This window comes from Paraburkholderia sp. LEh10, from assembly GCF_017814945.1.
In the GTDB taxonomy this organism is placed as follows: Bacteria; Pseudomonadota; Gammaproteobacteria; order Burkholderiales; family Burkholderiaceae; genus Paraburkholderia.
In genome coordinates, this window is the sequence record NZ_JAGIPX010000008.1 from 31425 (window position 1) to 54427 (window position 23003).

Below are 23003 nucleotides of genomic sequence, written 5' to 3' on the forward strand. Positions count from 1 at the left end.
CGTGCGAGATTGTAGAGTTGTGTAAGCTTTGACGCGGTCGGTATCTTAACGGATATCGCTGGATATCGGCATGCGAATGTACTCCTGAAGGGTTTCGCCAGTCTTTCGGCACACTGCATGCGTGCGGCCGCTGGCCCCAAATGAAAAAGCCAGCCCGAAGGCTGGCTCTTGCGCTGAAAAACTTGCCGGAAGGATAGGTCGTCGTCAGACGCGCACGGCAGGTGCCGTATAACGGCACTCATAGCGCTTCCTGACGGTGCCGTTTTCGTCGACACTTTCGAGGTACACGTCGAACTGCCACAAGCGCGCCATGTGCTTGAGCACCTCGTCGCTGTCGTTCGACAGATGCCGGTTGTCGCTCATGAAATGGCGCAGCGTGAGACTGCGGTCGCCGCGCGTGTTCACGGACCACACCTGGATGTTCGGCTCGCGATGATGCATGTCGTACTGCCGCGACAACGCCTGACGCACGTACTGGTAACCGCTGTCGTCATGGATCGCGGAGACTTCGAGCGCATCGCGCATGTCGTCGTCGAGCACCGAGAAGAGCCGCATTTCGCGGATCAGATGCGGCGACAGATATTGCGCGACGAAGCTCTCGTCCTTGAAGTTGCGCATCGCGTAGTGCAACGCCTGCAGCCACGGACTGCCCGCGAGTTCCGGGAACCACTTGCGGTCCTCCTCCGTCGGGTTTTCGCAGATGCGGCGAATGTCGCTCATCATCGAAAAACCGAGCGCGTACGGATTGATGCCGCTGTAATACGGCTTTGTCACGGGCGGCTGGTAGACGACGTTGCTATGCGAATGGAGGAACTCCATCATGAAGCCGTCTTCGAGCTTGCCCTCGTTGTACATCGTATTGAGCAGCGTGTAATGCCAGAACGTGGCCCAGCCTTCGTTCATCACCTGTGTCTGGCGCTGCGGATAGAAGTATTGCCCGATCTTGCGCACGATGCGAATGACTTCGCGCTCCCACGGTTCGAGCAGCGGTGCGTTCTTCTCCGCGAAGTACAGCAAATTCTCTTGCGGCTCCGGCGGATAGCGCCCTTCCACTTCTTCGGGCATCGGCGTATGACGCGTCGGCAGCGTGCGCCACAGTTCGTTCACCTGCGACTGCAGATATGCTTCACGCTCACGGCGGGCTTCGAGTTCCTTTTGCAGCGACAGCTTTTGCGGACGCTTGTAGCGGTCCACGCCGTAGTTCATCAGCGCATGGCACGAGTCGAGCAGTTCTTCGACGCGATCCAGCCCATAACGCTCTTCGCACTCCGCGATGTAATTCTTCGCGTAAACGAGGTAATCGATGATCGCGTGCGCATCCGTCCACAAGCGGAACAGGTAGTTGCCCTTGAAGAACGAGTTGTGCCCGTAGGCCGCGTGCGCGATGACGAGCGCCTGCATCGTCATCGTGTTCTCTTCCATCAGATACGCGATGCAGGGGTTCGAGTTGATGACGATTTCATACGCGAGGCCCATCTGCCCGCGTCTGTAGCTCTTTTCGGTCGCGAGAAAGTGCTTGCCGAACGACCAGTGACGGTAGTTGACCGGCATGCCGACGGACGCGTACGCGTCCATCATCTGTTCAGCGCTGATGAGTTCGAGCTGGATCGGATAGACATCGAGTTCATATTGCTCTGCAACATGAGCAATGTGCGTGTCGTACTCTTCGATCAGCTCGAAGGTCCAGTCGGATGGACACGGCAACGGCCTTCTATCGGCAACGTTCATACGGACTTCCCTTTGCCCTTCGGTGGGTCCCCGTGCTGCAGCTGCGTCAGGCGCTACGCCTGCTCCGGCATCGGGCGCATGCACGTCCCGCGCATGCGCCGGGTTCGCCTCGGCATGCCCGGCCTCACTTCGCTTCGGCACGCCTTTACGACGCTCGGGCTGATACCCGCGCGCTTCGTTGTGCAGGTGGCGAGTCGTCATGCCGCTTCCACCTGCTTCTCAAACAGCTCTCGGAACACTGGATAGATATCCGCAGCCGTCTCGACCTTCTTCATCGCCAGATGCGGCATCGTTTGCGCGAGTTGCGCATATTCGAGCCACAGGTTCTGTTCCTCAGGCGTCACCTGAATGTACGCAAAATACCGCACCTTATCGAGAATGTCATCTGAGAGGATCTTGCGGCACTTCGGCGAGTCGTCGGTCCAGTTGTCACCGTCCGATGCCTGCGCACCGTAAATGTTCCATTCAGTCGGCGAATAGCGTTCGTCGAGGATCTTCTGCATCAGTTCGAGCGCGCTCGATACGACCGTGCCACCGCTTTCCGTCGAATGAAAGAACGTGTCCTCATCCACTTCTTCGGCGCGCGTGTGGTGACGGATGAACACCACTTCGATCTTCTCGTAGTTCCGCTTGAGGAACAGATACAGCAGGATGAAGAAGCGCTTGGCAAGATCCTTGCGCTGCTCGTCCATCGAGCCCGACACATCCATCAGACAAAACATCACGGCCTGGCTCGACGGTTGCGGCTGCTTCACGCGGTTCACGTAACGCAGGTCGAACGGATCGATGAACGGAATGCGCCAGATGCGGCCCCGCAGATGATGGATGTCCTCTTCGAGCAGCTTGATCTCTTCGCGACGGTCGGCCGGGTCCGCCTGCATCTCTTCGAGCTGCTTTTCGAGTTCGTGCAGTTCGTTGACGAGCGGCGCGCCGAGCGCAATGCGCCGGCCCAATGCGCTGCGCAGCGAACGCACGACGTCGATGTTGTTCGGCGTGCCCTCCGCCGCCCAGCCCGCGCGGATGCTCTTCCACGTAGGCACGGCAAGCAGATGGGTCTTGACGAGGCGCGGCAGTTCGAGGTCGTCGAAGAAATACTGCATGAACTCGTCGCGGCTCAGCTCGAAAACGAAATCGTCCTGACCTTCGCCCTCGTTGCTGGCGCTGCCGCCTCCGCCGCTGCCGCCGCCACCTTGCGGGCGCGGAATCTTGTCGCCGCGTATGTAGTCGGCGTTACCCGGGTGCACCATTTCGCGCTTGCCGCCCGGGCCGTGCCGGAACGAAGGCTCCGCAATGTCCTTGCGCGGAATCGTGATGCTCTGGGTGTTCTGGATATCCTTGATGCTCCGGTCGCGCACCGCTTCCGACACCGCGCGCCGAATATAGCCCTTCACGCGACGCAGAAAGCGTTCGCGGTTTGCAATGCTCTTGTTCTTGCCTGCCAGCCTGCGGTCGATGATTTGATGAAGCACATCCGGTCTCCCGCTCCGATTTGGAATACGCGGGGCGCAAGTTGCGCATGCAATGTTATGTCCATGCGGCTTGCGCCTCGCAGCAGGCCCGCGCGAACCGGGTGAAGCGAACCCGTTTGCGCGGGCGTTGCGCTACGCCTTTCATGACGACTTGCGCACACGCAGATACCAGTCGCACAAGAGCCGCACCTGCTTCGGCGTATAGCCCTTGGTAACCATGCGGTTGACGAAGTCTTCGTGCTTGCGCTGTTCCTCCGCCGACCCTTTCGCATTGAACGAAATAACGGGCAGAAGTTCTTCCGTATTCGAGAACATTTTCTTTTCGATCACGACGCGCAGCTTTTCATAGCTGATCCACGCGGGGTTCTTGCCCCCGTTCGCGGCGCGCGCGCGCAACACGAAATTCACGATCTCGTTGCGGAAGTCCTTCGGGTTGCTGATGCCGGCAGGCTTCTCGATCTTCTCCAGCTCGGCGTTCAGGGCCGCACGGTCGAAGCTCTCGCCCGTGTCGTGGTCGCGGAACTCCTGGTCCTGAATCCAGAAGTCGGCGTACGTCACATAGCGATCGAAAATGTTCTGCCCATACTCGGAATACGACTCCAGATACGCGGTCTGAATCTCCTTGCCGATGAACTCCGCATAACGGGACGCGAGCACGTCCTTGATGAACGACAGATACTTCTGCTCGGTTTCCGGCGGGAACTGCTCGCGCTCGATCTGCTGTTCGAGCACATACATCAGGTGCACCGGGTTCGCGGCGACTTCCGTCGTGTCGAAGTTGAACACGCGCGACAGGATCTTGAACGCGAAGCGCGTCGAGACGCCCGTCATCCCTTCGTCGACGCCGGCGAAATCGCGATACTCCTGATACGACTTCGCCTTTGGATCGGTGTCTTTCAGGTTCTCGCCGTCATACACCTGCATCTTCGAGAAGAGGCTCGAATTCTCGGGTTCCTGCAGGCGCGTGAGCACCGACATCTGCGCCATCATCTTCAGCGTGCCGGGCGCGCAGACGGCGTTGGACAGCGACGAATTGCGCAGCAGCTTCTCGTAGATCTTCATCTCTTCCGAGTAGCGCAGGCAGTACGGCACCTTCACGACGAAGATACGGTCGAGCAGTGCCTCGTTGTTGCGGTTGTTGCGGAACGCCTTCCATTCGGACTCGTTCGAGTGCGCGAGGATGATGCCGTCGAACGGAATCGCGCCGAAGCCTTCCGTACCCTTGAAGTTGCCTTCCTGGGTCGCCGTGAGCAGCGGGTGCAGCACCTTGATCGGCGCCTTGAACATTTCGACGAACTCGAGCAGGCCCTGGTTCGCGAGGCACAGGCCGCCGGAATAGCTATAAGCATCCGCGTCGTCCTGCGCATACTGTTCCAGTTTGCGGATATCGACCTTGCCGACGAGCGACGAAATATCCTGATTGTTTTCGTCACCAGGCTCCGTCTTCGCGATGCCGATCTGCCGCAGGATGGACGGATAGCGGCGCACCACGCGGAACTTGCGGATATCGCCGTTGTATTCGTGCAGGCGCTTGACCGCCCACGGGCTCAGAATGCTTTTCAGGTAGCGGCGCGGTATGCCGTATTGCTCTTCGAGGATGGGACCGTCTTCGTCGTAATCGAACAGGCCCAGCGGCGATTCGTTGACGGGCGAACCCTTGATCGAATAAAACGGCACGCGTTCCATCAGCTGCTTGAGCCGCTCGGCGATCGACGACTTGCCGCCGCCCACCGGGCCCAACAGATAGAGAATCTGCTTCTTTTCTTCGAGCCCTTGGGCAGCGTGCCTGAAGTAGGCGACCACCTGCTCGATCACGTCTTCCATTCCGTAGAACTCACGGAACGCGGGGTATACCTTGATCACCTTGTTCGCGAAGATACGCGACAGGCGCGGATCGTTGCGAGTGTCGATCTGTTCCGGTTCCCCGATTGCCGTCAACATGCGTTCGCCGGCCGTGGCGTACGCGGCGGGATTGTCTTTGCAGAGCGCGAGATACTCCTCGAGTGAGAATTCCTCCTCTCGTGTTTTCTCGAAGCGGGTCGCGAAACTGCTGTAGATATCCATGCTACCTCCTCGCCGAAGTCTGGGACGATGTCGTGCGCGGCGCGCTATCAGGAAACGACATCGCTCGAATTCATCCTAAACCCTTTTAAATTTTTTTTCACGAACTACGTTGTGAAAATCGCGCCACAGCTAGCTCCCGCCAACCCTCGCTTGATGACGCAAATTCGGTCACCTACAATCATTTGCCCACACCGTGCTAGAAGCATGCCGAACTGCTGCATCGCATCTTGCGTTCCTTCCCCACGCCGCACGCTTCATCCCATACGCGTGACCCCATACGCGGGACATCACGCAGCCCATGCATTTTTTGCGCACAGTCGCAAAGGACCCGTGCAGCACGCTGTCTGCCTGCACACATCATTTCCGCACATTACTTCGTCTTGCGCGCGTCTGCAGTGCATGTGACATCGGCTTCGACGCTGCGTGCGCACGACAACGTTTTCGCTGCCAGCCCTTTCTGCCATAACGCACGTATCCGTGCTTGCGACGACAGGTCCGCCACTGTGTTACATGTTTTCGCATGTGCGCTTGCGCGCATTTCCTGCTGTTCGTCAGCATGCGTGTCAATTCGTTCAACGGGCGCGCAATCGCATGTACAGACCCGCTTTCGGCGCATGCGCGCTACGTGGCGGCTGCGCGATATCCGTGATGCGGACAAGGCGGGCATGCACGTGCCCTATGTCTATATGACGACGTGCGAGGCTTGCGTCTGAATAAGGAGATGTAGCCGGGTGATTGCCCTCGCCGCCGTTACGGAGGGTGGGCGCTATCGCGGACGGATAGGGGGCACGAATGCGCGCATGCAGCGGCAAGGAGCCGCCGCTGCCGCGCATGGTTCGATGATGCTGGATGATGCCAGCTGGCTTACTGGTTTACGTCAATTCGACTTCGACTTCGCCCAGACCGTCGATATGGCCGTACACACGCCCCGGCCCCTCGACGCGATGCGCGCCGACATAGGAGCCCGTGGTGATGGTCCAGTCGGAGTCGATCGTGATACCCATGGCCGCGCAATGGTTGACGAACCACACGAGCAGTTCGCGCGGATCGCCGGCGGGATTGCCTGGCGACTCCGGCACGAGCGATTTGCCGTCGAAAGCCAGTTCGAGTTCGGGGGCAACGAAATCGAACGAACGCGCGAGCGGCGCATAGGGCAGCGCATGCCCCGTCACGAGCGCGCCATTGTTCTGCGCGTCGGCGAGTTGCGCGAGGGGCGCGACGTTCGGCCATTCGGCAAAGCGGCTGTCGACGATCTCGATGGCGGGCAGCACTGAACCGACGCGCGAGAGCACTTCGTCGCGCGCATAGGCTTGCCCTTGCGGCTCGATGGGTTCGGCGAAACGGAACGCGACTTCGAGCTCCAGCAGCACGCGGAAAAACGAACCGTGTTCGAGCCGCGCCGGCGACGCAACCGTCAATGCAGCGGGAATCGGCGCGCCGGATACCAGGCCGCCAGGAGCTTTGGCACCGATTTTCCATCCGCCCGTGCCGCCGCCGAGCCCTGCAATGACCGCCTGCTGGATCGCATAGGCCGTGGCGGCGTCGGGGGGAAGCGAATCGAGCGGCAGCGAGCCGATGGCGCGGTGCTGGCGGCGCGCCTGCACGAGGTGTTGCGCGAGGTCGTGATCCGTCATGTCGTTACTCTTCATGGCTGTCGTGGCTGTTGGTCTGGCGCGGGGCGGATGCAACCAGGTGGCGTCGCGGCTGCGGCAGGCGAAGGCTGCGCAACATGCATGCGCGCGACCCTCCCTTCATACGGATCAAGCGTGCGCTGATGCGGTATGGGTGTTGCAGCACGCTTGCAACCGCGTTCGTCAATGTACCGGAACAATGGCGCGCTGGGTCGCCTCACCCCGCGGAAAATAAAAAGACGACTGCGCCTCGCGGCCAGCCGTCTTCATCTCGATTTAGCTGAATGTCTCAGCGCGCGCCGACACTGCGCCGTGTTGCCGTCGCGTCGCTCACCGACGCGCAGCGCAAGCCCGCTTTTGGTGCGTCAGAACGTCTCCCAATCGGCATCCGACGGCGCGGCTGCTTTCTGCGGCGCGGCCGGGCGCGCGGGCGCCTGAGTAACGGCGGGAGCGGCGGGCGCGGCGGGCGCCGGCGCGGACACGGACGGCGCGGCTGCGGGGGGCGCGACCTTGCGCGGGGCCGCCTTCGCTGGCGCTACATGGCTCATCGCGCGCGCGGCCGGCATCGCGGCAGCGGAAGCACCACCCGAGTCGTCGAGCTGGAACACGGACACGGTCGTGCGCAGCCTGGCCGCCTGCTCCTCGAGCGACGACGCGGCCGCCGCGGCTTCCTCGACGAGCGCCGCGTTCTGCTGCGTGACCTCGTCCATCTGCGTGACGGCGCGCGCGACCTGGTCGATGCCGCTGCTCTGCTCTTCCGAAGCCGCCGCGATTTCGCCCATGATGTCCGTCACGCGCTGCACTGCACCGATGATTTCGCTCATCGTGCGGCCCGCTTCGTCGACGAGGGCCGACCCCGTCTGCACGCGCTCGACAGACGTGTCGATCAGTTCCTTGATTTCCTTCGCCGCCGCCGACGAACGCTGCGCGAGACTGCGCACTTCGCCCGCGACGACCGCGAAGCCGCGGCCTTCCTCGCCCGCGCGCGCCGCTTCGACGGCCGCGTTCAGCGCAAGGATGTTGGTCTGGAACGCAATGCCTTCGATGATCGCGATGATGTCCGCGATCCTCGCCGAACTCTGGTTGATATCGCCCATCGTGCCGACCACCTGGCCGACCACGGCACTGCCCTTGCTGGCGATTTCCGACGCATTCGCCGCTAGCGCGCTCGCCTGGCGGGCGTTGTCGGCGTTCTGCTTTACGGTGCCCGTGAGCTGATCCATGCTCGATGCCGTTTCCTGCAGCGCGGACGCCTGCTGTTCCGTGCGCGACGACAGATCGATATTGCCCGCCGCGATCTGGCGCGTGGCCGTCGCGATCGACTCGCTGCCTGCGCGCACCGCGCGCACGGTGTCGGTCAGGCTGCGCTGCATCCTGCCGATGCCGTCGATCAGTTGACCCATTTCGTCGCGCGAGGCCGCGACGACCGGCCGGCGCAGATCGCCCGCGGAAATCGCGTCGAAGTGGCCGAGCGCGTCCGCGAGCGGCCGGGCAATCGCCTTGCGCAGCGTGAAGTACGAGAACAGCGCGGCGAGCACGCCCGCGACCAGGGCGACGAACGTGATCACGCGGAACGTCGAATAGCTCGATTGCGCATTGTCGAAGCCCGTCTTCGCGGCGTCGAACTGGTATTTGCGCAGCGTGTCGTCGGCTGTCGACAGTTCGTTGTAGGCCGCCTGCAGACGCTTTGTGCCGTCGACGATGTTCGGTTGATCGTTTGCGCTAACGGTTGCGTAAAACGCCTCCATTGCCTGATGCAGGGTTTCGCGCTTGGCCGACACGTCCTGTGCGAGACGGTCCTCGTCGCTTTCGCGCGGCAACGCGAGATAGCGCTTCCACCATTCGTCCGAGATCGCGCGCATCGAACGGGCGCGCTCCAGCGTGGCGGGCACTTCGGGCGTGCCGATCTGGAATGCGGCGCGATCCAGCGCGAGGCGCTCGCGGGCAGCGTACATCTCAGCATTGCCGATATCGACGGCGCCCGGCATCTGGTTGGTGTACATGTCCTGCACGGAATCGTTCGAGCGGCCCAGGCCAAATAGCCCGAGCAGTCCGATCGCGATCAGCAGCGCGGCCAGAAAAGCCATCGTCAGGCCGATTCGAGCCTTGATGGTGATCCCCTTGTTCATGCTTCTTCCTGTGACGTGTCGATGAATGGCGCGTCGTCGTCGCAACGCGCTTCGTGTGCGGCGGCTCGCGTGGCGCCTGATCTTCGTCATGACGCTCCGGCCGCAGCTTGGCCAGCGCTTTGGTCAGCGCTTTGGCCTGTTTACGGCAGTCGGGCGGAAGAACTTGAAGCTTCTATAAAGACTGAGGAAAGAAGCGAAAGAGATGGGTAAGTATTACAAACAGCAAACGGCTTGCGAACAACATGTCCCGGCGGCGGCACGCGGGCCGTCGTGCGGCCGCGTGCCGTCCGTCGAGGCTGGTTCACGGCGTGTCGACCTGCGCGCGGGTCGGGATGGACGGCTGTGCGCCCGCGCACGTCACCGAAATCGACGCGGCGCGCTGTGCGAAGCGGATCGCTTCCGTGACGTTCGCGCCCCGCGCGAGTTGCGCCGCAAAGCCACCGATGAAGGTATCGCCCGCCGCTGTCGTATCGACGGCTTTCACGCGCGGGGCATCGAAATGCAGTGGATCGTCGTCGCCGAGCGCGGCGACGACGCCCTGCGCGCCGATCGTCACGATCACGTTGCGCGCGCCCGCCCGGCGCAGTGCGCTGGCCGCGGCCAGCGCCTGTTCGGGCGACGACACGGGCAGCCCCGTGAGCATCGCCGCTTCGAGTTCGTTCGGGATCAGGTAGTCGATCAGCGCGAGCCAGCCATCGGGCAGCGGGCCGGTCGCGGGCGCCGGGTTCAGGATGACCGTCTTGCCGAGCCGGTGTGCGGCGGCGAGCGCGGCATGCACGGCGGCGGGCGGCGTCTCGAGCTGGCAGATCACGACTTGCGCGCCCGCCAGCGCCGCTTCGTGGCGCGCGAGCGTTTCGGGCGTCACTTCGCCGTTGCTGCCCGCAATGATGACGATCGAGTTCTGGCTGCCATCATCGACGATGATGAGCGCGACGCCCGTCGGCGCCGTCGCGCTGGTTTCGAGCGCCGTGCAGTCGATGCCTTCCGCTTCGAGGCCCGCGCGCAACTGCGCGCCGTTCGCGTCGGCGCCGACGCAGCCGAGCATCGCGACCTGCGCGCCGAGGCGCGCGGCGGCGACGGCCTGATTGCCGCCCTTGCCGCCCGCGACCTGCGCGAACGCATGGCCCGCGAGCGTCTCGCCCGGCTGCGGCATGCGCGGTGCGCGCGCGACGAGATCCATGTTCAGGCTGCCGACCACGGTTACGTGTCCGCGCGCTTCGTTGGTTGCCACTGCTGACTCCTTCCCGTTCCATACAACCTTGCCGCTCCGAGGCGGCGCTTGAGCGCATCGCCCTCGTCCCAGGCAAGATAATCGCCCTTCACGTTCTGATGACCTGCCCGTGCTTCGCCTCCCGCACGCGTGAATCACGCCGCCTGGACGTTGCGGCGCGCGCCCGCGAACGCAGCCGTCGATTCGCGCAAGATCAGGCGCGGCGCGATCACGCGGCGCCGGAACACGGCGTCCGTCGATGTGCCGTTGATCCGCTCGATCAGCGTCTGCGCCGCCATCTCGCCGAGCGCGCGCACCGACTGGCCAACCGTCGAGAGCGCCGGATAGGTGAAGCGCCCAAGCTCGATATCATCGAAGCCGATGATCGAGCAGTCCTGCGGCACCCGTATGCCGCGCTCGGCCGCCGCGCGCAGCGCGCCGATGCCCATCATGTCGTTGCCCGCGAAGATCGCCGTCGGCTGCACCGTGTCGAACAGCTCGGCCGCCGCGCGATATCCGCCGCTGCCCGAGAAGTCGCTTTCGACGATGCCGTTCGGCGCGATCTCGATGCCGCGCTCGGCCATCGCGCGGATGAAGCCGTGCACGCGCATCGCGCTGACGGCCGTTTCGATCGGGCCCGTGATGCAGCCGATTTTCGAGTGCCCGAGTTGCAGCAGATGGCGCGTGGCCAGATACGCGCCCTTCTCGTGGTCGATCTGCACGAGATCGGCGGACACGCCTTCGATGTTGCGATCGACGATCACGAGCGGCTCGCGCGAATCGGCGAGTGTCTGCGCGAGCGTTGCGTCATCGCCCGCCGACGCGACGATCAGCCCGTCGATGCGCTTTTCCTGCAGCACGCGCAGGTAGTTGCGCTGCTTCGCCGGGTCGTCGTCCGAGTTGCAGAAGAACACGCAGTAGCCATTGCGCGCGCAACCGTCCTCGATGCCGCGCGCCAACTCCGCGAAGTACGGATTCGTGCTGTTCGGCACGACCAGTCCGATCGTCGCCGTCGAACGCGCCTTCAGCGACCGCGCGACGGCCGACGGCACATAGTTGAGCTGGCGGATCGCCAGTTCGACCTTCGAGCGCACGTCCGCCGACACCGGCCGCGTGTTGTTCACGACATGCGACACCGTCGTGAACGACACACCGGCTACGGCCGCCACATCCTTGATCGTCGCCATAAGCTGATACCCCCTGCCTGTTTTTTTACTGCTGGCCAATGCAGCTCATGCTGCATCCGCGGTTCTCTCGTTAGTTCTTCCCGGGCCGCCGCCGTCCCGCGCCACGGCGGCCAGCCCATCGCTCAACTGCGCTTACGCCTGCTGCGGTACGTATCCAACACGACGGCGACCACGATCACGGCGCCCGTGATGATGCGCTTGGTCGGCTCGTTCGCGCCGATCTGCGCGAGGCCCGCCGCGAGCACCGAAATGATCAACACGCCGAAGAACGTGCTGATGACGGAGCCGCGCCCGCCCATCAGGCTCGTGCCGCCGATCACCACGGCCGCGATCACCTGCAGCTCCAGACCGACGCCCGCATTCGGATCGGCCGCTTCCAGACGCGAGATCTGAAAGAGGGCCGCAAGCCCCGACAGCGCGCCCATCAGCGCGAACACGATCACCTTGTACGGCTTCGGGTTCACGCCCGCGAGCCGCACCGCTTCCTCGTTCGTGCCGATGCCGACCAGATAGCGGCCGAACACCGTGCGCGTGAGCACCAGTTGCGCGACGATCATCACGGCCACCGCGATCAGGAACGCCGGCGAGATGCCGACGGCGATCGGGTTGGACAGGAAGTCGAACGCGTCGCCGATATAGGCGGTGCGGGAGTTCGTCATCTGGTACGCGAGGCCGCGCGCCGCTTCCAGCACGCCGAGCGATACGATGAACGACGGAATCCTCCAGCCCACCGTCACCGCGCCCGTAATGGTGCCCGTCAGCGCCGCCCCGGCAAGACCCAGCGCGGCGGCCGCTATCGGCCCGAGCTGCCACTTCAGCGCCGCGACGCTCACGATCGACGCGCCGAGCGCCAGCACCGAGCCGACCGACAGGTCGATGCCCGCGATGATCAGCACGAATGTCATCCCCACCGACATCACGACGAGATCGGGAATCTGGTTCGCGATCGTGATGAACGTGTCGTACGTCAGGAAGTGCGAGCTCAGCACCGAAAACAGCGCGATCATCGCGACCAGCGCGCCCGCGAGGCCGAGGTAGTTCGAAAAGCCCAGACGCGTGCCCGTCGGCTTGCCGCTCGCAAGCGGCGCCGACGGATCGGCTGACGGACCGGCTGGCTGAGCGGCTGACTGAGCCGCCGCCGCACTGCTGCCCGCGGCCGTCGAGTCCTTGTCCGTGACTGTGCGGTTGACCCGTTGGTTGCTCATGACCGAGTGTCTCCTTGATGCCCGTCGTGCGTCTCATGCGTGTGCAGCAGCGCCTCGCGATTGCGATAGCCGGCAAATGCCGCCGCGAGCAACGCGTCCTGCGTCCACTCGTTGCGCCTGAACACGCCCGTCATGCGTCCCGCCGACATCACGCCGATCCGGTCGCAGATCAGCATCAGCTCGCGCAGGTCGCTCGACACGACCACGAGCGCGCGCCCTTCGCGGGCCAGCGCGCCCATCAATCCGTAAATATCGAACTTCGCGCCGACATCGATGCCGCGCGTCGGTTCGTCGAACAGCAAAACCTTGCAGTCGCGCGCGAGCCACCGGCCGATCACGACCTTTTGCTGGTTGCCGCCCGACAGCTCGCCGACCGGCTGCGCGGGGCCCGACGTGCGGATGCGCATCGCGTCGATCTGGCGCCTCGCCAGCGCGTTCTCGCGCTTCGCATCGACGATGCCGTGCCGCGCCACGCTGCCGATGTTGCCGAGCGACACGTTCGCGGCAATCGGCTGCGGCAGCAACAGGCCTTCGCCCTTGCGGTCTTCCGTGATCAGCGCGATGCCGTGCTTCACGGCGTCAGCGGGCGCGGCGATCTGCACCGGCGTCGGCGTTGCGCCTGGCGTCGCCGCCAGCGACACCGTGCCGCCATCCTTCTGGTCCGCGCCGTAGATGAGCCGCATCAGCTCCGTGCGGCCCGCGCCGATCAGCCCGCTCACGCCGAATATCTCGCCCGCCTTCACCTCGAACGACACGTCGCGCACGACGGGTGCGCGGCTCATCCCGTCGACCTTCAACAGCGTCGCGCCGATGTTGCGCACGCCCAGCTCGATCCGCTCGCCGATCTCGCGCCCCACCATCAGCGTGACGATCTGGTCGCTCGTCAGGTTCGCCATCGCATCGACGTGCACCAGCTTGCCGTCGCGCAGCACGGCCACGCGCTCGGCCACCCGCGCCAGTTCTTCGAGCCGGTGCGAGATGTACACGAGCGCAACGCCGCGCGCCTTCAGCCCGTCGATCTGCTCGAACAGCAGTTCGACTTCGCGCGCGGTCAGCATCGCGGTCGGCTCGTCGAGAATCAGCACGCGGCAATCGCCGATCAGATTGCGCGCGATCTCGACCATCTGCTGATGACCGATCCCCAGCTCGCCGACCAGCGTGTCCGGGTCGATCGCTTCCAGGCCGACCTGCGCCATCGCCTCGCGGGCGTCTTCACGCAGCTTCCTGCCGTCGATCCAGCCGAAGCTCAGCTTGCCCTTGCGCGGCAGGCGGTTCAAAAACAGGTTCTCCGCGACCGATAGCGTCGGCAGCAGGTTCAGCTCCTGCATCACCATGCGAACGCCGAGCGCCTCGGCTTGCGTGCGGCTCGCGGGCGCGTACGGTCTGCCTCCGAGCTGCATCGAGCCCGTCGTCGGATCCACCAGCCCGCCGATGATCTTCGACAGGGTGCTCTTGCCCGCGCCGTTCTCGCCCGTCAGCGCGAGCGCCTCCCCGGCGTGCAACGCCAGCGAGACGCCGGCCAGCACAGGCTCGGCGTAGGTCTTGCCGATGCCCGTCACGGACAGTACGGCAGGCACTGCGTCTTGGTCTGCTACTCGGTCGGTCGATGCCATCGTGATCCAGATCTCGTCGCCGCCGCGCGGCGCCCGCGCGGACCGGCCCTGCAGGCCGCCCGTCGCGAAGCGCCGCCGGAGGGCCGCGCCGTCATGTGGGCCGCGCACGCAAAGTCGTGCGCATCCCGAAACAAGACCGTTCGGGCGGCGCGCTGTCCGCCATTGCGCGCCATTGCGCGCGGCTTGCCGGCCGTCATGACGCTTACCTCTGACATAACGGCGGCGCGGCAAAATACTTGAGCGCGCATTTGACACTTGCGCACGGGCGTGACGCGATGCCAGCGGCGCCGCGCGATGCCCGTGCGAGCCGCTTACTTCGTGACCAGATCGACAGGCGTTTCGACGACGCCTGACAGGTCCGACTGCTTCTTGTGCTCGGAGATCGCCTTGAGGGCCACGTCGATGCCGAACACGGCCTGCTTCGCCGCGTATTGATCGGCCGTCGCGAGCACGCGTCCGTCCTTGAGCATCGGCTTGATCGCGTTGATGTTGTCGTAGCCGACCACGTAGACCTTGCCTTGCTTGCCCGCCGCGCGCACGGCCGAGACCGCGCCGATCGCCATGTTGTCGTTGCCGCACAGCAGCGCCTTGACGTTCGGATACGCGTTGAGCATCGAAGAAGCGATCGCGTTTCCCTTGTCGATTTCCCATTCGCCCGACTGCACCGAGTCGACCTTCGCGCCGACCTTCTGCATCGCCGCCTTGAAGCCGGCCGTGCGCTGCTGCGCATTGGTCGTCGTCGATACGCCTTCGATGATGCCGACCTCGTCGCCCGCCTTCAGCTTCTTCGCCAGATAATCGCCGACCTTCTCGGCGCCCTTCGCATTGTCCGGGCCGACGAACGGCACATTGAGGTCCTTCGACTTCAGCACGTCGGTGTCGAGCCGGTTGTCGATGTTGACGACGATGATGCCGGCATCCACCGCCTTCTTGACCACGGGCACGAGCGCCTTCGAATCGGCCGGCGCGAGCACGATCGCATCGACCTTCGAGACGATCATCTGTTCGACGATGCGGATCTGGTTCGCCGTATCCGTTTCGTCCTTGATGCCGTTCGTGATCAGGTCGAAGGTGTTCGCGTTGTGCTTCTGATAGTCCTTCGCGCCCGTTTCCATCGTGAGGAAGAATTCGTTGGCGAGGGACTTCATCACCAGCGCGACTTTGGGTTTTTTCGCGGCTTGGGCCCAGGCCGATGAAACAGGCATTGCGGCGGCTGCGGTGAGCACGACAGCGGCGGTCAAAACGCGGCGGCGAATGCGTTGGTTCATGCAGTATCTCCAGTTGTTGGACTCGGCGCGAGCCCGTTTTTGATTGTGCGCAAACGTTTGCGAGCGCTATTCTCGACGGCGCCTGGTCGCGGTGTCAACGACAGGCGGTGCTGCGCTGCACCGCGCGCCGGCGTCTGCGACGCATGGCGGGACGCAGGCGTTGCCGCGCTTGCGCAGTTCTTCGAATGTCGTCGTGGCAAGGATCGCTCGCTTGGTTCTGCCTTTTGTTCTACCTGATGATCTGGCCTGGGTGACGAAGAGGCTCCGTTGCCAGCGGCACGGTCCCCGCTGCCCCCAAGCAAGCTCATTGCTGCCTGCCCGGCGATGCGATGCGCGGGCAGTTTCTGACGGCGGCTTTCCATCCTCCCGCGAGCCGCAAGTTCTGTGGCAAGCCGGACGCATATGCTGAGCCTTTCTTGCGCACGCCGCAAGGGAAAAGCGCAAGCCGTCGCCATCTGCGCAACAGAGGCGATGTGCGTATCATCAACGGGATGGGTCGGTCGTTGCGTGGCTGGTCGCGCCGGCGGCAACACCCACCGACATCCCACGCGGAGTTCGCCATGTTCGGCATCAGCCAGTTCCCGCTATTTCTCGCCGCCGTGACGGTCCTCAATCTGACGCCCGGGCCCGACATCGCGTATGTCGCGGGCCAGAGCATCGCGCAAGGCAGGCGCTCGGGCCTGCTCTCGGCCGTGGGCGTCGCGTTCGGCGGCTGCATGCATACCGTCGCGTGCGCGCTAGGCATGACGGCCGTACTGGCTGCGTCGCCCGGCGCGTTCAACGCCATCAAATGGATCGGCGCCGCGTATCTGATGTATCTCGGCCTGAGGATGCTGTGGCCGTCGGCGGCCGCCGTCGCTAAAGGCGAGACGCCGCCCGCGGCGCCGCACCTGTCACGCGGCACGCTGCTATTTCGCGGTTTCGTGACCAACGCATCGAACCCGAAGGTGCTGCTGTTCTATATTGCGTTCTTTCCGCAGTTCGTCGCCGCCGACAGTCCCCATAAGACCTGGGCCTTCCTCGTGCTGGGCGCTGTGTTCGTGACGCTCGGGCTCATCAACGACTGCGTGATCGCGTGGCTCGCCGCGACGGCTGCGCGCGCCGTGCGCGCGCAGCCTCGCGTGCGGCGGTGGATCGACCGTGTGGTGGGCGCCGGGTTCATCGGATTGGGCGTGCGGCTCGCGTTGACGAAACGCTGACGAGACGCCGCGGACCTCCGCTGGTTCCGGCGGCACGGCCTATAGCCAGTTGGCCTTCTTGAAACGCCAGTACAACGCAATATCGACAATCACCATTGCCAGGATGCAGACGGGATAGCCGTACTGGAAATGCAACTCGGGGATGTGCTCGAAGTTCATCCCGTAGATGCCGGCGATCATGGTCGGCACGGCGAATAGCGCCGCGAACGAGCCGAGACGCTTGGTCACTTCGTTCTCGGCGAGCGAGATCATGCCGAGATTGACCTGAATGGCCGTGACGATGATTTCGCGGCGTCCTTCGATGGTCCGCACGATGCGGTCGAGGTGATCGTAGACATCGCGGAAATAGGCCTGCATGCCGACACAGATGGCTGGAATGCGCCCGCCCGTCAGCTTGCCTATGCCTTCGAGCAGCGGCGCGATGTGATGCTGAAGCATGACGAGGCGGCGCTTCAGTGAATACAGGTCTTCGATGATCGCGCGTGACGCCGCGAGGTCATGCTTGTCGAAGATGCGGTCCTCGATTTCCTCGATTTCGGTGCCCATGGCTTCCAGCAGCGGGAAGTAGCGATCGACGACATTGTCGGCGAGTGCATACAGCACGAACGCCGCGCCCTCCTTGAGCAACTGCGGCTCGCGCTCGCAGCGCGCGCGGACCTCCTGAAAGCCGTGCCGCGTGCCGCGCCGCACGGACAGCACATAATTCGCGCCGACGAACACGTCCACTTCGCCGATCACGAACTCACCGTCGTCGTCGGTTTCGATGGTGTGCATGACGGCGAACAGCGAGTCGCCGTATTCCTCGATCTTCGGACGCTGATGGCCATGACGCACGTCTTCGACAGCCAGTTCGTGAAGCCCGAACTCGTGCTTCATCACTTCCAGTTCGCCGGGGCCGGGGTCCTTTAGCGCGACCCACACGAAGCACTCGCGCTTCGCGACATAAACGCTGATGTCATCGATTTCGATGTCGGCCAGCTTGCGGCCATCCTGATACGCGGCGCAGTTGATCAGCATGATTTGAATACCTTGAATACGAATCGGCTTTGCGGATTACAAATTGTTAGTCACGAGGCAAAGCTCTGATGCGCGCGGCGCGCAGTGTCGATTCACGATCTTACGTTGAGTCGGCTCGCCGCGCTGCGTCGAATTGTCAATCACGCACGGTGCGACCATCGGCTTCAGTTGGCGACGCGGTGCAGCATGATGCGGTGATCGTCGTTGAACGAGACACTTGCGCGATTCGAGTAGCGCGTGTCCGCCGTCACGATGAAGCTGATTTCGACGACGGGATCGAACTGCGTCGACATGCCGATGCGATGCGTGCCGGGCGTGAGCCAGAAGACGATGAGCGGCGGCAATGGCAGCATCAGCGGTAGCATCGACGGCAGGGTCCGTTGCCGGCGCGAGCCGCTGCGCGCGTCTGATGATTCGTCTCCCCGGTTGTTTTGTCGTCGAGTCAGGACATTCCAATCAAATAGACCCGTTCCTCGCTTTCGTCAGTTGGATCATGCGGACGCTCGAAGTCGGCGTCTTCGCCGACGTCCGGCATGCTCATCAGCAACGGCGCGAAGCCGAGCCTCTACGGCTGAAACAGCGCCTGCGCGAGGATATGTCCTGATGTTGCGCTTCGACGCTGCGCCCGTGAGCCGCGGCCTGCTCACGAGAGACATTGCACCAACGCATCGTCCGAGACCTCGGACCAAAAGATTGGCCACTTCGCCTCCTGGTACGCGTGTGGTATCAATGATATCAACGGCAAGCCCACCGTCGATCCGGCCGAACCGCGCAGGCGTTGCGGCAAGTCTCGCGGCAGGCATCGTGGCAAGTCTCGCGGCAGGTCTTGCGACCGTTCATGACCGGCTCGCCCAGACGCCGCGCGATGAGCGGCTGCACACACGGACAGACTGCGCGACACTGACGGCAGGGCTCGCCTGCCAGGCAACGGCCTTTCTGACATCGCGACAACGGGGGATTCAACGACGTGACGCATCTGGTTTTTATCTGTGGCCACGCGGGCACGGGCAAGACGACGCTCGCCAAACGCCTGATCGGCCCTTTGATGAAGGCGACGGGCGACGCCTTCTGCCTGCTCGACAAGGACACGCTCTACGGCGTCTATAGCGCGGCCGCGATCGGCGCGCTGACAGGCGATCCGAACGATCGCGATAGCCCGCTCTTTCTCCAGCATTTTCGCGACCCGGAGTATCGCGGCCTGTTCGATACGGCCGCCGAGAATCTGCAGCTCGGTATCGGCGTGATCGCGGTCGGCCCGCTATCGCGTGAAGTGCGCGAACACAAGCTGTTCGATCAGAAATGGCTGGGCGTGCCGAAGGACGTGACGATCAGCGTCGTGTGGGTATCGGCCGACGAAGAGACGGCGCGCGAGCGGATCGCCGCACGCGGCAATCCGAACGACGCCTACAAGCTCGCGCACTGGGACGAGTACCGGCAGCGGCGCTTCGTGCCGACGGGCAGCGAGTGCGACGGGCTGCTGATGTTCGACAACACCGCGCCCAGGCCCGCCGATTACGACGCGCTGCTCGCGCGGATCGTGCAGGCGCCGCAGCCGTCGGGCGTGATGCTGCCGCCGCTGCCCGTGTGAGCCGTCCGCGCGGCGGGTGGCCAGAATGACAAAACGGGCGTTCGGCCCAAAGGTCGAACGCCCGTTTTGCGACTGTCTGATACTGCTCGATATTGGCTTTCTGCGAAGCCTCACCCGTTCATGCCGGCCCTCGGCGCGGGCGCTGCCGGCCGCGCAATCAGACGGTGGCCATCGCGTCCAGCACGCGGCCTTCGTACAGTTGTCCAAAGCGGTTGGCAAGGAACTCGCGCAGCGACACCTGCTCCTGACGCACGAAGCCGCTTTGCGGCAGCTTCTTTTCGCGGAACAGATCGAGCACCGCGCACATCGCGCCCGCCGTCGTGATCTGGATCGCGCTCATCGGCACGCCGCAGACGGTCTTCGCGAAGATCTTGCGCGTGAACACTTCCTGCACCAGTTGGCCGTCGCGCACGCCCGTCACGGTGATGAAAACCAGCACGACATCCTGGGCCGTCGACGGCACGGAACGCCGCATGATCGACTTCAGCGTGTCGCGGTCGCTCGAAAGACGCAGGTCTTCGAGCAGGAACTGCATCAGATCGCGATGGCCCGGATAGCGCACCGACTTGTAGTCGAGCGTCTCGACGCGGCCCGACAGCGTCTCGCAAAGCGTGCCCAGACCACCCGACGTGTTGAACGCCTCGTATTCGATGCCGTCCAGCGAAAAGTGCTCGAGGCCTTCGAGCGGCTGCACCCACTGCGTGCGGCTGTCACGGATCGCTTCGCACGGCTGGCAGTATTCGTTGATGAGGCCGTCGACGCTCCACGTCAGGTTGTACTTCAGCGCATTGGTCGGAAACTCGGGCAGCGCGCCCACGCGCATCTTCACATCGCGGATCTCGGTGAAGCGGTTCGCCAGTTCATGCGCGGCAATGCCGATGAAGCCCGGCGCGAGACCGCACTGCGGCATGAACGCGTGATCCGCGCCGTCGGCGATCGCGCGAATTGCGTGGGTGGCGCGCACGTCTTCCGTCAGGTCGAAATAGTGGACGCCCGCGCCCTTCGCCGCCGATGCGACGCTGACAGCGAGGTAATAAGGCAGCGCATTGACGAGGGCATCGAAGCCCTGAATTTCGGCGCGCAGCGCGGCGGGATCGGCGGAATCGACGCGGCGGGTCGGAATGCCTTGGGCGGCCAGCTTGTCGAGCGCATGCTGATCGCGGTCCATCGCGACCACTTCGTAATCACCCGTCTCACGCAGCATGTGAGCAATGGTGTGACCGATCAGACCTGCGCCAACGATGGCAACTTTCATGCGCTTCTCCTTTGTTTTCTCTGGTTGATGTCGGTGCGCCGCAGCGAACCTATGCAAAGAAGTTTAGGGAGAACCTGAGTCGGTTTATAGGCGCAAAGTGCTGCGCAATGACCATCAATTTCGACGTTTTGACGAAGCGTTCCGTCGAATCGTCGATAACGCGTAAAAACCATGTAGATGGCGGGATGTCTGCGGGCATGATGCGCCCGCGCCGCCGCGCCGCAAGCTCACCCGCCGATCGTGCCGCGATCGATCTTGCGCGACAGGATGATCGACGTCGTCGTGCGCTCGACGCCCGCCAGTCCGCCGATCTGGTCGAGCAGATCGTTCAGGCGCTCCGGCGAATCGGCGCGCAGCCACGCGACGTAGTCGAACTCGCCGCTCACGGCGCAGAGCAACTGCACTTCGGGCATCCGGTTGAGCTTCTTCTGCACGTCCTGTCCGTACTTCGGCGCGATGATGATGCCGACGAACGCATAGATGCTCGCGTCGAGCACGTCCTGGCCGAGCCGCACGCTGTAGCCGGCGATCACATTGGCCTTTTCCAGCCGCGCGATCCGCGCGATCACGGTGGTGCGCGCGACACCCAGTTGGCGCGCGAGATTCGCGACGCTTTCGCGCGCATTGGCCTGCAGCAGCGCAACGAGGTTGCGGTCGAGTTCGTCGAGTTGATCGAGGCGCGGTGGTCTCATCGATTCCAGTTCAATGTTGGAGTACAAGCTTGAAGTGCAAGGCCGCCGCACGGCGGGCCGATCACGCGGATTATGCACCTCGCGCGATGCATGCGCGCTGCACATATCGCATTTCGGTTCGGTGCAGGTGTCATGCGCCGAAGCGCTCGATCACGAAATCGATGAACGTGGTGAGCTTCGGCGTCGGCTGACGGTCACGCGGATAGATCAGATGCACGGGCGCGCCGTCGGGCAGCCACTCGTCCAGCACGGGCACGAGTTCGCCGCGTTCGATCTCACGCGCGAGCAGCGCTTCCGGCTGCAGCACGAGGCCAAAGCCGCGCAGCGCGGCGACCTTCAGCGCCTGGCCGTTGTTCGCGCGAAAGCGTCCGGGGCGCAACTGGCAGTCGGTTTGCGCGTCGCCTTCAAGACGCCACAGCCCTTCGCGGCCCCAGTGCAGGAAGCCGAGGCATTCGTGATGAACGAGATCGGCGGGCGTCGTCGGCGTGCCCACGCGTTCCAGATACGCGGGCGACGCGCACGCGCGCATCCGGTACGGCTTCAACGGCCTTGCGACGAGACTCGAATCGGGCAGTCGTCCGATGCGAACGGCCGCGTCGAAGCCTTCCTCGACGAGATCGATGATGCGGTTCGACAGATCGAGTTCGAGACTGACCTCGGGGCACGCGCCGAGATAGTCGGTCATCGCCGGCGCGAACACTTCCACGCCGTACGTGAGCGGCACCGTCACCTTCAGCGTGCCGCGCGGCGCGGACGTCATCGCCTCGGCGAGCGATTCGGCCGCCTTCACGTCGGCGAGGATGCGCCGGCACTGCTCGTAATACTGGCGGCCGATTTCGGTCAGGCTCTGACGGCGCGTCGTGCGCGCGAGCAGACGCGCGCGCAGCTGCGTTTCGAGCGAGCGGATATGCTTGCCGACCATCGCCGACGACAGATCGAAGCGCTCCGCGGCCGCCGTCAGGCTGCCCGCTTCGACCACGGCAACGAAGATTTCCATGCTGACGAATTTGTCCACCGCCTATTTCCCGATCGTTTCGGTTGTAAGGAGTTGTCGCAATGCGGTCTCAATGGCGCGCTAACGTGATACTAATAGCCGCACAGCTTGATGGGCGTCGAAGACGCGCGCCACGCTTTGTCAAGCTTCAGTCTCATACGAACGGACAACAGGAGTCTCAATGAAAAAAACGCTGGTTATTCTTGCCTCCGCGCTTTCGATGAGCGCTGCATTCGCGCAGACAGCCGCTCCCGCAGGCGCATCCGCGCCGGCCGCCGCGCAGGCATCGGGCAAGGCGCGCCACGAACAACGTGTCGAAGACCGCATCCAGTACCTGCACACGCAACTGAAGATCACGTCGGCGCAGGAGTCGCAATGGAACGCGTTCGCGGGTGTCATGCGCAGCAACAGCGAAACGATGGGCAACCTGTTCGAGCAGCGCAAGGCGAACCAGAACACGTCCGCGCTCGACGACATGAAGGGCTACGCCGAAATCACGCAGGCGCATGCCGACGGCACGAAGAAGCTCGTCGATGCATTCGAGCCGCTTTATAACAGCTTCTCGCCCGAACAGAAGAAGCTAGCCGACGAGACGTTCCGCCGTCAGCCCGCTGAAGGCCGTCCGCATCGCAGCTCGGGCAAGCAGGCCGCGCCCGCTTCGGATGCGACCGTCAAGCCATAACGGGCCACGGGACCACGCACGCGGTTGCACGCAACGCATACAGCGCCTGCCCTCACCGGCAGGCGTTTTTTG

18 protein-coding genes and 1 pseudogene are annotated in these 23003 nt (G+C 63.8%); 3 read left to right on the plus strand and 16 right to left on the minus strand.

Features of this window, described 5'->3' with window-relative positions:
- Positions 1 to 204: 204 nt before the first annotated feature.
- From J8I87_RS08850 to J8I87_RS08895, 10 genes are all read right to left on the minus strand, one after another.
- Positions 205 to 1929, minus strand: coding sequence for a SpoVR family protein (locus tag J8I87_RS08850; RefSeq protein WP_209931075.1), 1725 nt, complete (start codon positions 1927 to 1929; stop codon positions 205 to 207).
- Positions 1926 to 3197, minus strand: a complete 1272-nt coding sequence (locus J8I87_RS08855) for a YeaH/YhbH family protein (RefSeq protein ID WP_209931076.1) — start codon at positions 3195 to 3197, stop codon at positions 1926 to 1928. Before J8I87_RS08855 ends, J8I87_RS08850 begins: the two co-directional genes overlap by 4 nt.
- Before the next feature lie 141 nt (positions 3198 to 3338).
- On the minus strand, positions 3339 to 5261 hold the full coding sequence (locus J8I87_RS08860; protein WP_209931077.1) for a PrkA family serine protein kinase: 1923 nt from the start codon (positions 5259 to 5261) through the stop codon (positions 3339 to 3341).
- A gap of 872 nt (positions 5262 to 6133) precedes the next feature.
- A complete protein-coding gene (locus tag J8I87_RS08865; RefSeq protein WP_209931078.1) occupies positions 6134 to 6895 on the minus strand; it encodes a 2-keto-4-pentenoate hydratase in 762 nt (253 codons plus the stop codon).
- Between the two features lie 362 nt (positions 6896 to 7257).
- Entirely contained in the window at positions 7258 to 9021 is a 1764-nt protein-coding gene (locus tag J8I87_RS08870; RefSeq protein WP_209931079.1) for a methyl-accepting chemotaxis protein, read from the minus strand.
- Between the two features lie 301 nt (positions 9022 to 9322).
- On the minus strand, positions 9323 to 10252 hold the full coding sequence (rbsK, locus tag J8I87_RS08875) for a ribokinase (protein WP_209931080.1): 930 nt from the start codon (positions 10250 to 10252) through the stop codon (positions 9323 to 9325).
- 134 nt (positions 10253 to 10386) lie between these two features.
- Entirely contained in the window at positions 10387 to 11418 is a 1032-nt protein-coding gene (locus J8I87_RS08880; protein WP_209931081.1) for a LacI family DNA-binding transcriptional regulator, read from the minus strand.
- A 122-nt stretch (positions 11419 to 11540) separates the two neighbouring features.
- Positions 11541 to 12623 carry an ABC transporter permease gene (locus J8I87_RS08885; RefSeq protein ID WP_209931082.1) on the minus strand — a complete coding sequence of 361 codons (1083 nt, stop codon included), beginning with the start codon at positions 12621 to 12623 and terminating at the stop codon, positions 11541 to 11543.
- Complete coding sequence (locus J8I87_RS08890) at positions 12620 to 14236, minus strand: sugar ABC transporter ATP-binding protein (protein WP_209931219.1); 1617 nt, start codon at positions 14234 to 14236, stop codon at positions 12620 to 12622. Before J8I87_RS08890 ends, J8I87_RS08885 begins: the two co-directional genes overlap by 4 nt.
- Positions 14237 to 14547: 311 nt before the next feature.
- Positions 14548 to 15504 carry a sugar ABC transporter substrate-binding protein gene (locus J8I87_RS08895; protein WP_209931083.1) on the minus strand — a complete coding sequence of 319 codons (957 nt, stop codon included), beginning with the start codon at positions 15502 to 15504 and terminating at the stop codon, positions 14548 to 14550.
- Between the two features lie 560 nt (positions 15505 to 16064).
- Here J8I87_RS08895 and J8I87_RS08900 point away from each other — a divergent pair.
- A complete protein-coding gene (locus tag J8I87_RS08900) occupies positions 16065 to 16703 on the plus strand; it encodes a LysE family translocator (protein ID WP_209931084.1) in 639 nt (212 codons plus the stop codon).
- Positions 16704 to 16742: 39 nt separating this feature from the next.
- On the opposite strand, the gene corA is transcribed toward J8I87_RS08900, so the two are convergent.
- The 3 genes and pseudogenes from corA to J8I87_RS46275 form a co-directional block, all read right to left on the minus strand.
- Entirely contained in the window at positions 16743 to 17720 is a 978-nt protein-coding gene (corA, locus tag J8I87_RS08905; protein ID WP_209931085.1) for a magnesium/cobalt transporter CorA, read from the minus strand.
- 164 nt (positions 17721 to 17884) lie between these two features.
- Positions 17885 to 18085: a hypothetical protein gene (locus tag J8I87_RS08910; protein WP_209931229.1), complete on the minus strand. Its 201-nt coding sequence runs from the start codon at positions 18083 to 18085 to the stop codon at positions 17885 to 17887.
- A gap of 125 nt (positions 18086 to 18210) precedes the next feature.
- A pseudogene (locus J8I87_RS46275) lies at positions 18211 to 18421 on the minus strand (FitA-like ribbon-helix-helix domain-containing protein); the annotation flags it as partial.
- Between the two features lie 266 nt (positions 18422 to 18687).
- On the opposite strand from J8I87_RS46275, the gene J8I87_RS08920 reads away from it, so the two are divergent.
- Positions 18688 to 19308, plus strand: coding sequence for an AAA family ATPase (locus tag J8I87_RS08920; protein ID WP_209931087.1), 621 nt, complete (start codon positions 18688 to 18690; stop codon positions 19306 to 19308).
- Between the two features lie 157 nt (positions 19309 to 19465).
- On the opposite strand, the gene J8I87_RS08925 is transcribed toward J8I87_RS08920, so the two are convergent.
- The 3 genes from J8I87_RS08925 to J8I87_RS08935 form a co-directional block, all read right to left on the minus strand.
- Positions 19466 to 20563: a saccharopine dehydrogenase family protein gene (locus J8I87_RS08925; RefSeq protein ID WP_209931088.1), complete on the minus strand. Its 1098-nt coding sequence runs from the start codon at positions 20561 to 20563 to the stop codon at positions 19466 to 19468.
- A 227-nt stretch (positions 20564 to 20790) separates the two neighbouring features.
- Positions 20791 to 21255 (minus strand): Lrp/AsnC family transcriptional regulator, encoded by a 465-nt coding sequence (locus tag J8I87_RS08930; RefSeq protein ID WP_209931089.1) that lies wholly within the window; start codon positions 21253 to 21255, stop codon positions 20791 to 20793.
- 130 nt (positions 21256 to 21385) lie between these two features.
- The gene (locus tag J8I87_RS08935; RefSeq protein WP_209931090.1) at positions 21386 to 22270 is read right to left on the minus strand and encodes a LysR family transcriptional regulator; all 885 of its coding nucleotides are present in this window, start codon (positions 22268 to 22270) and stop codon (positions 21386 to 21388) included.
- Positions 22271 to 22430: 160 nt separating this feature from the next.
- Between J8I87_RS08935 and J8I87_RS08940 the strand changes: the two genes are divergently transcribed.
- On the plus strand, positions 22431 to 22931 hold the full coding sequence (locus tag J8I87_RS08940) for a Spy/CpxP family protein refolding chaperone (protein ID WP_209931091.1): 501 nt from the start codon (positions 22431 to 22433) through the stop codon (positions 22929 to 22931).
- Positions 22932 to 23003 lie beyond the last annotated feature (72 nt).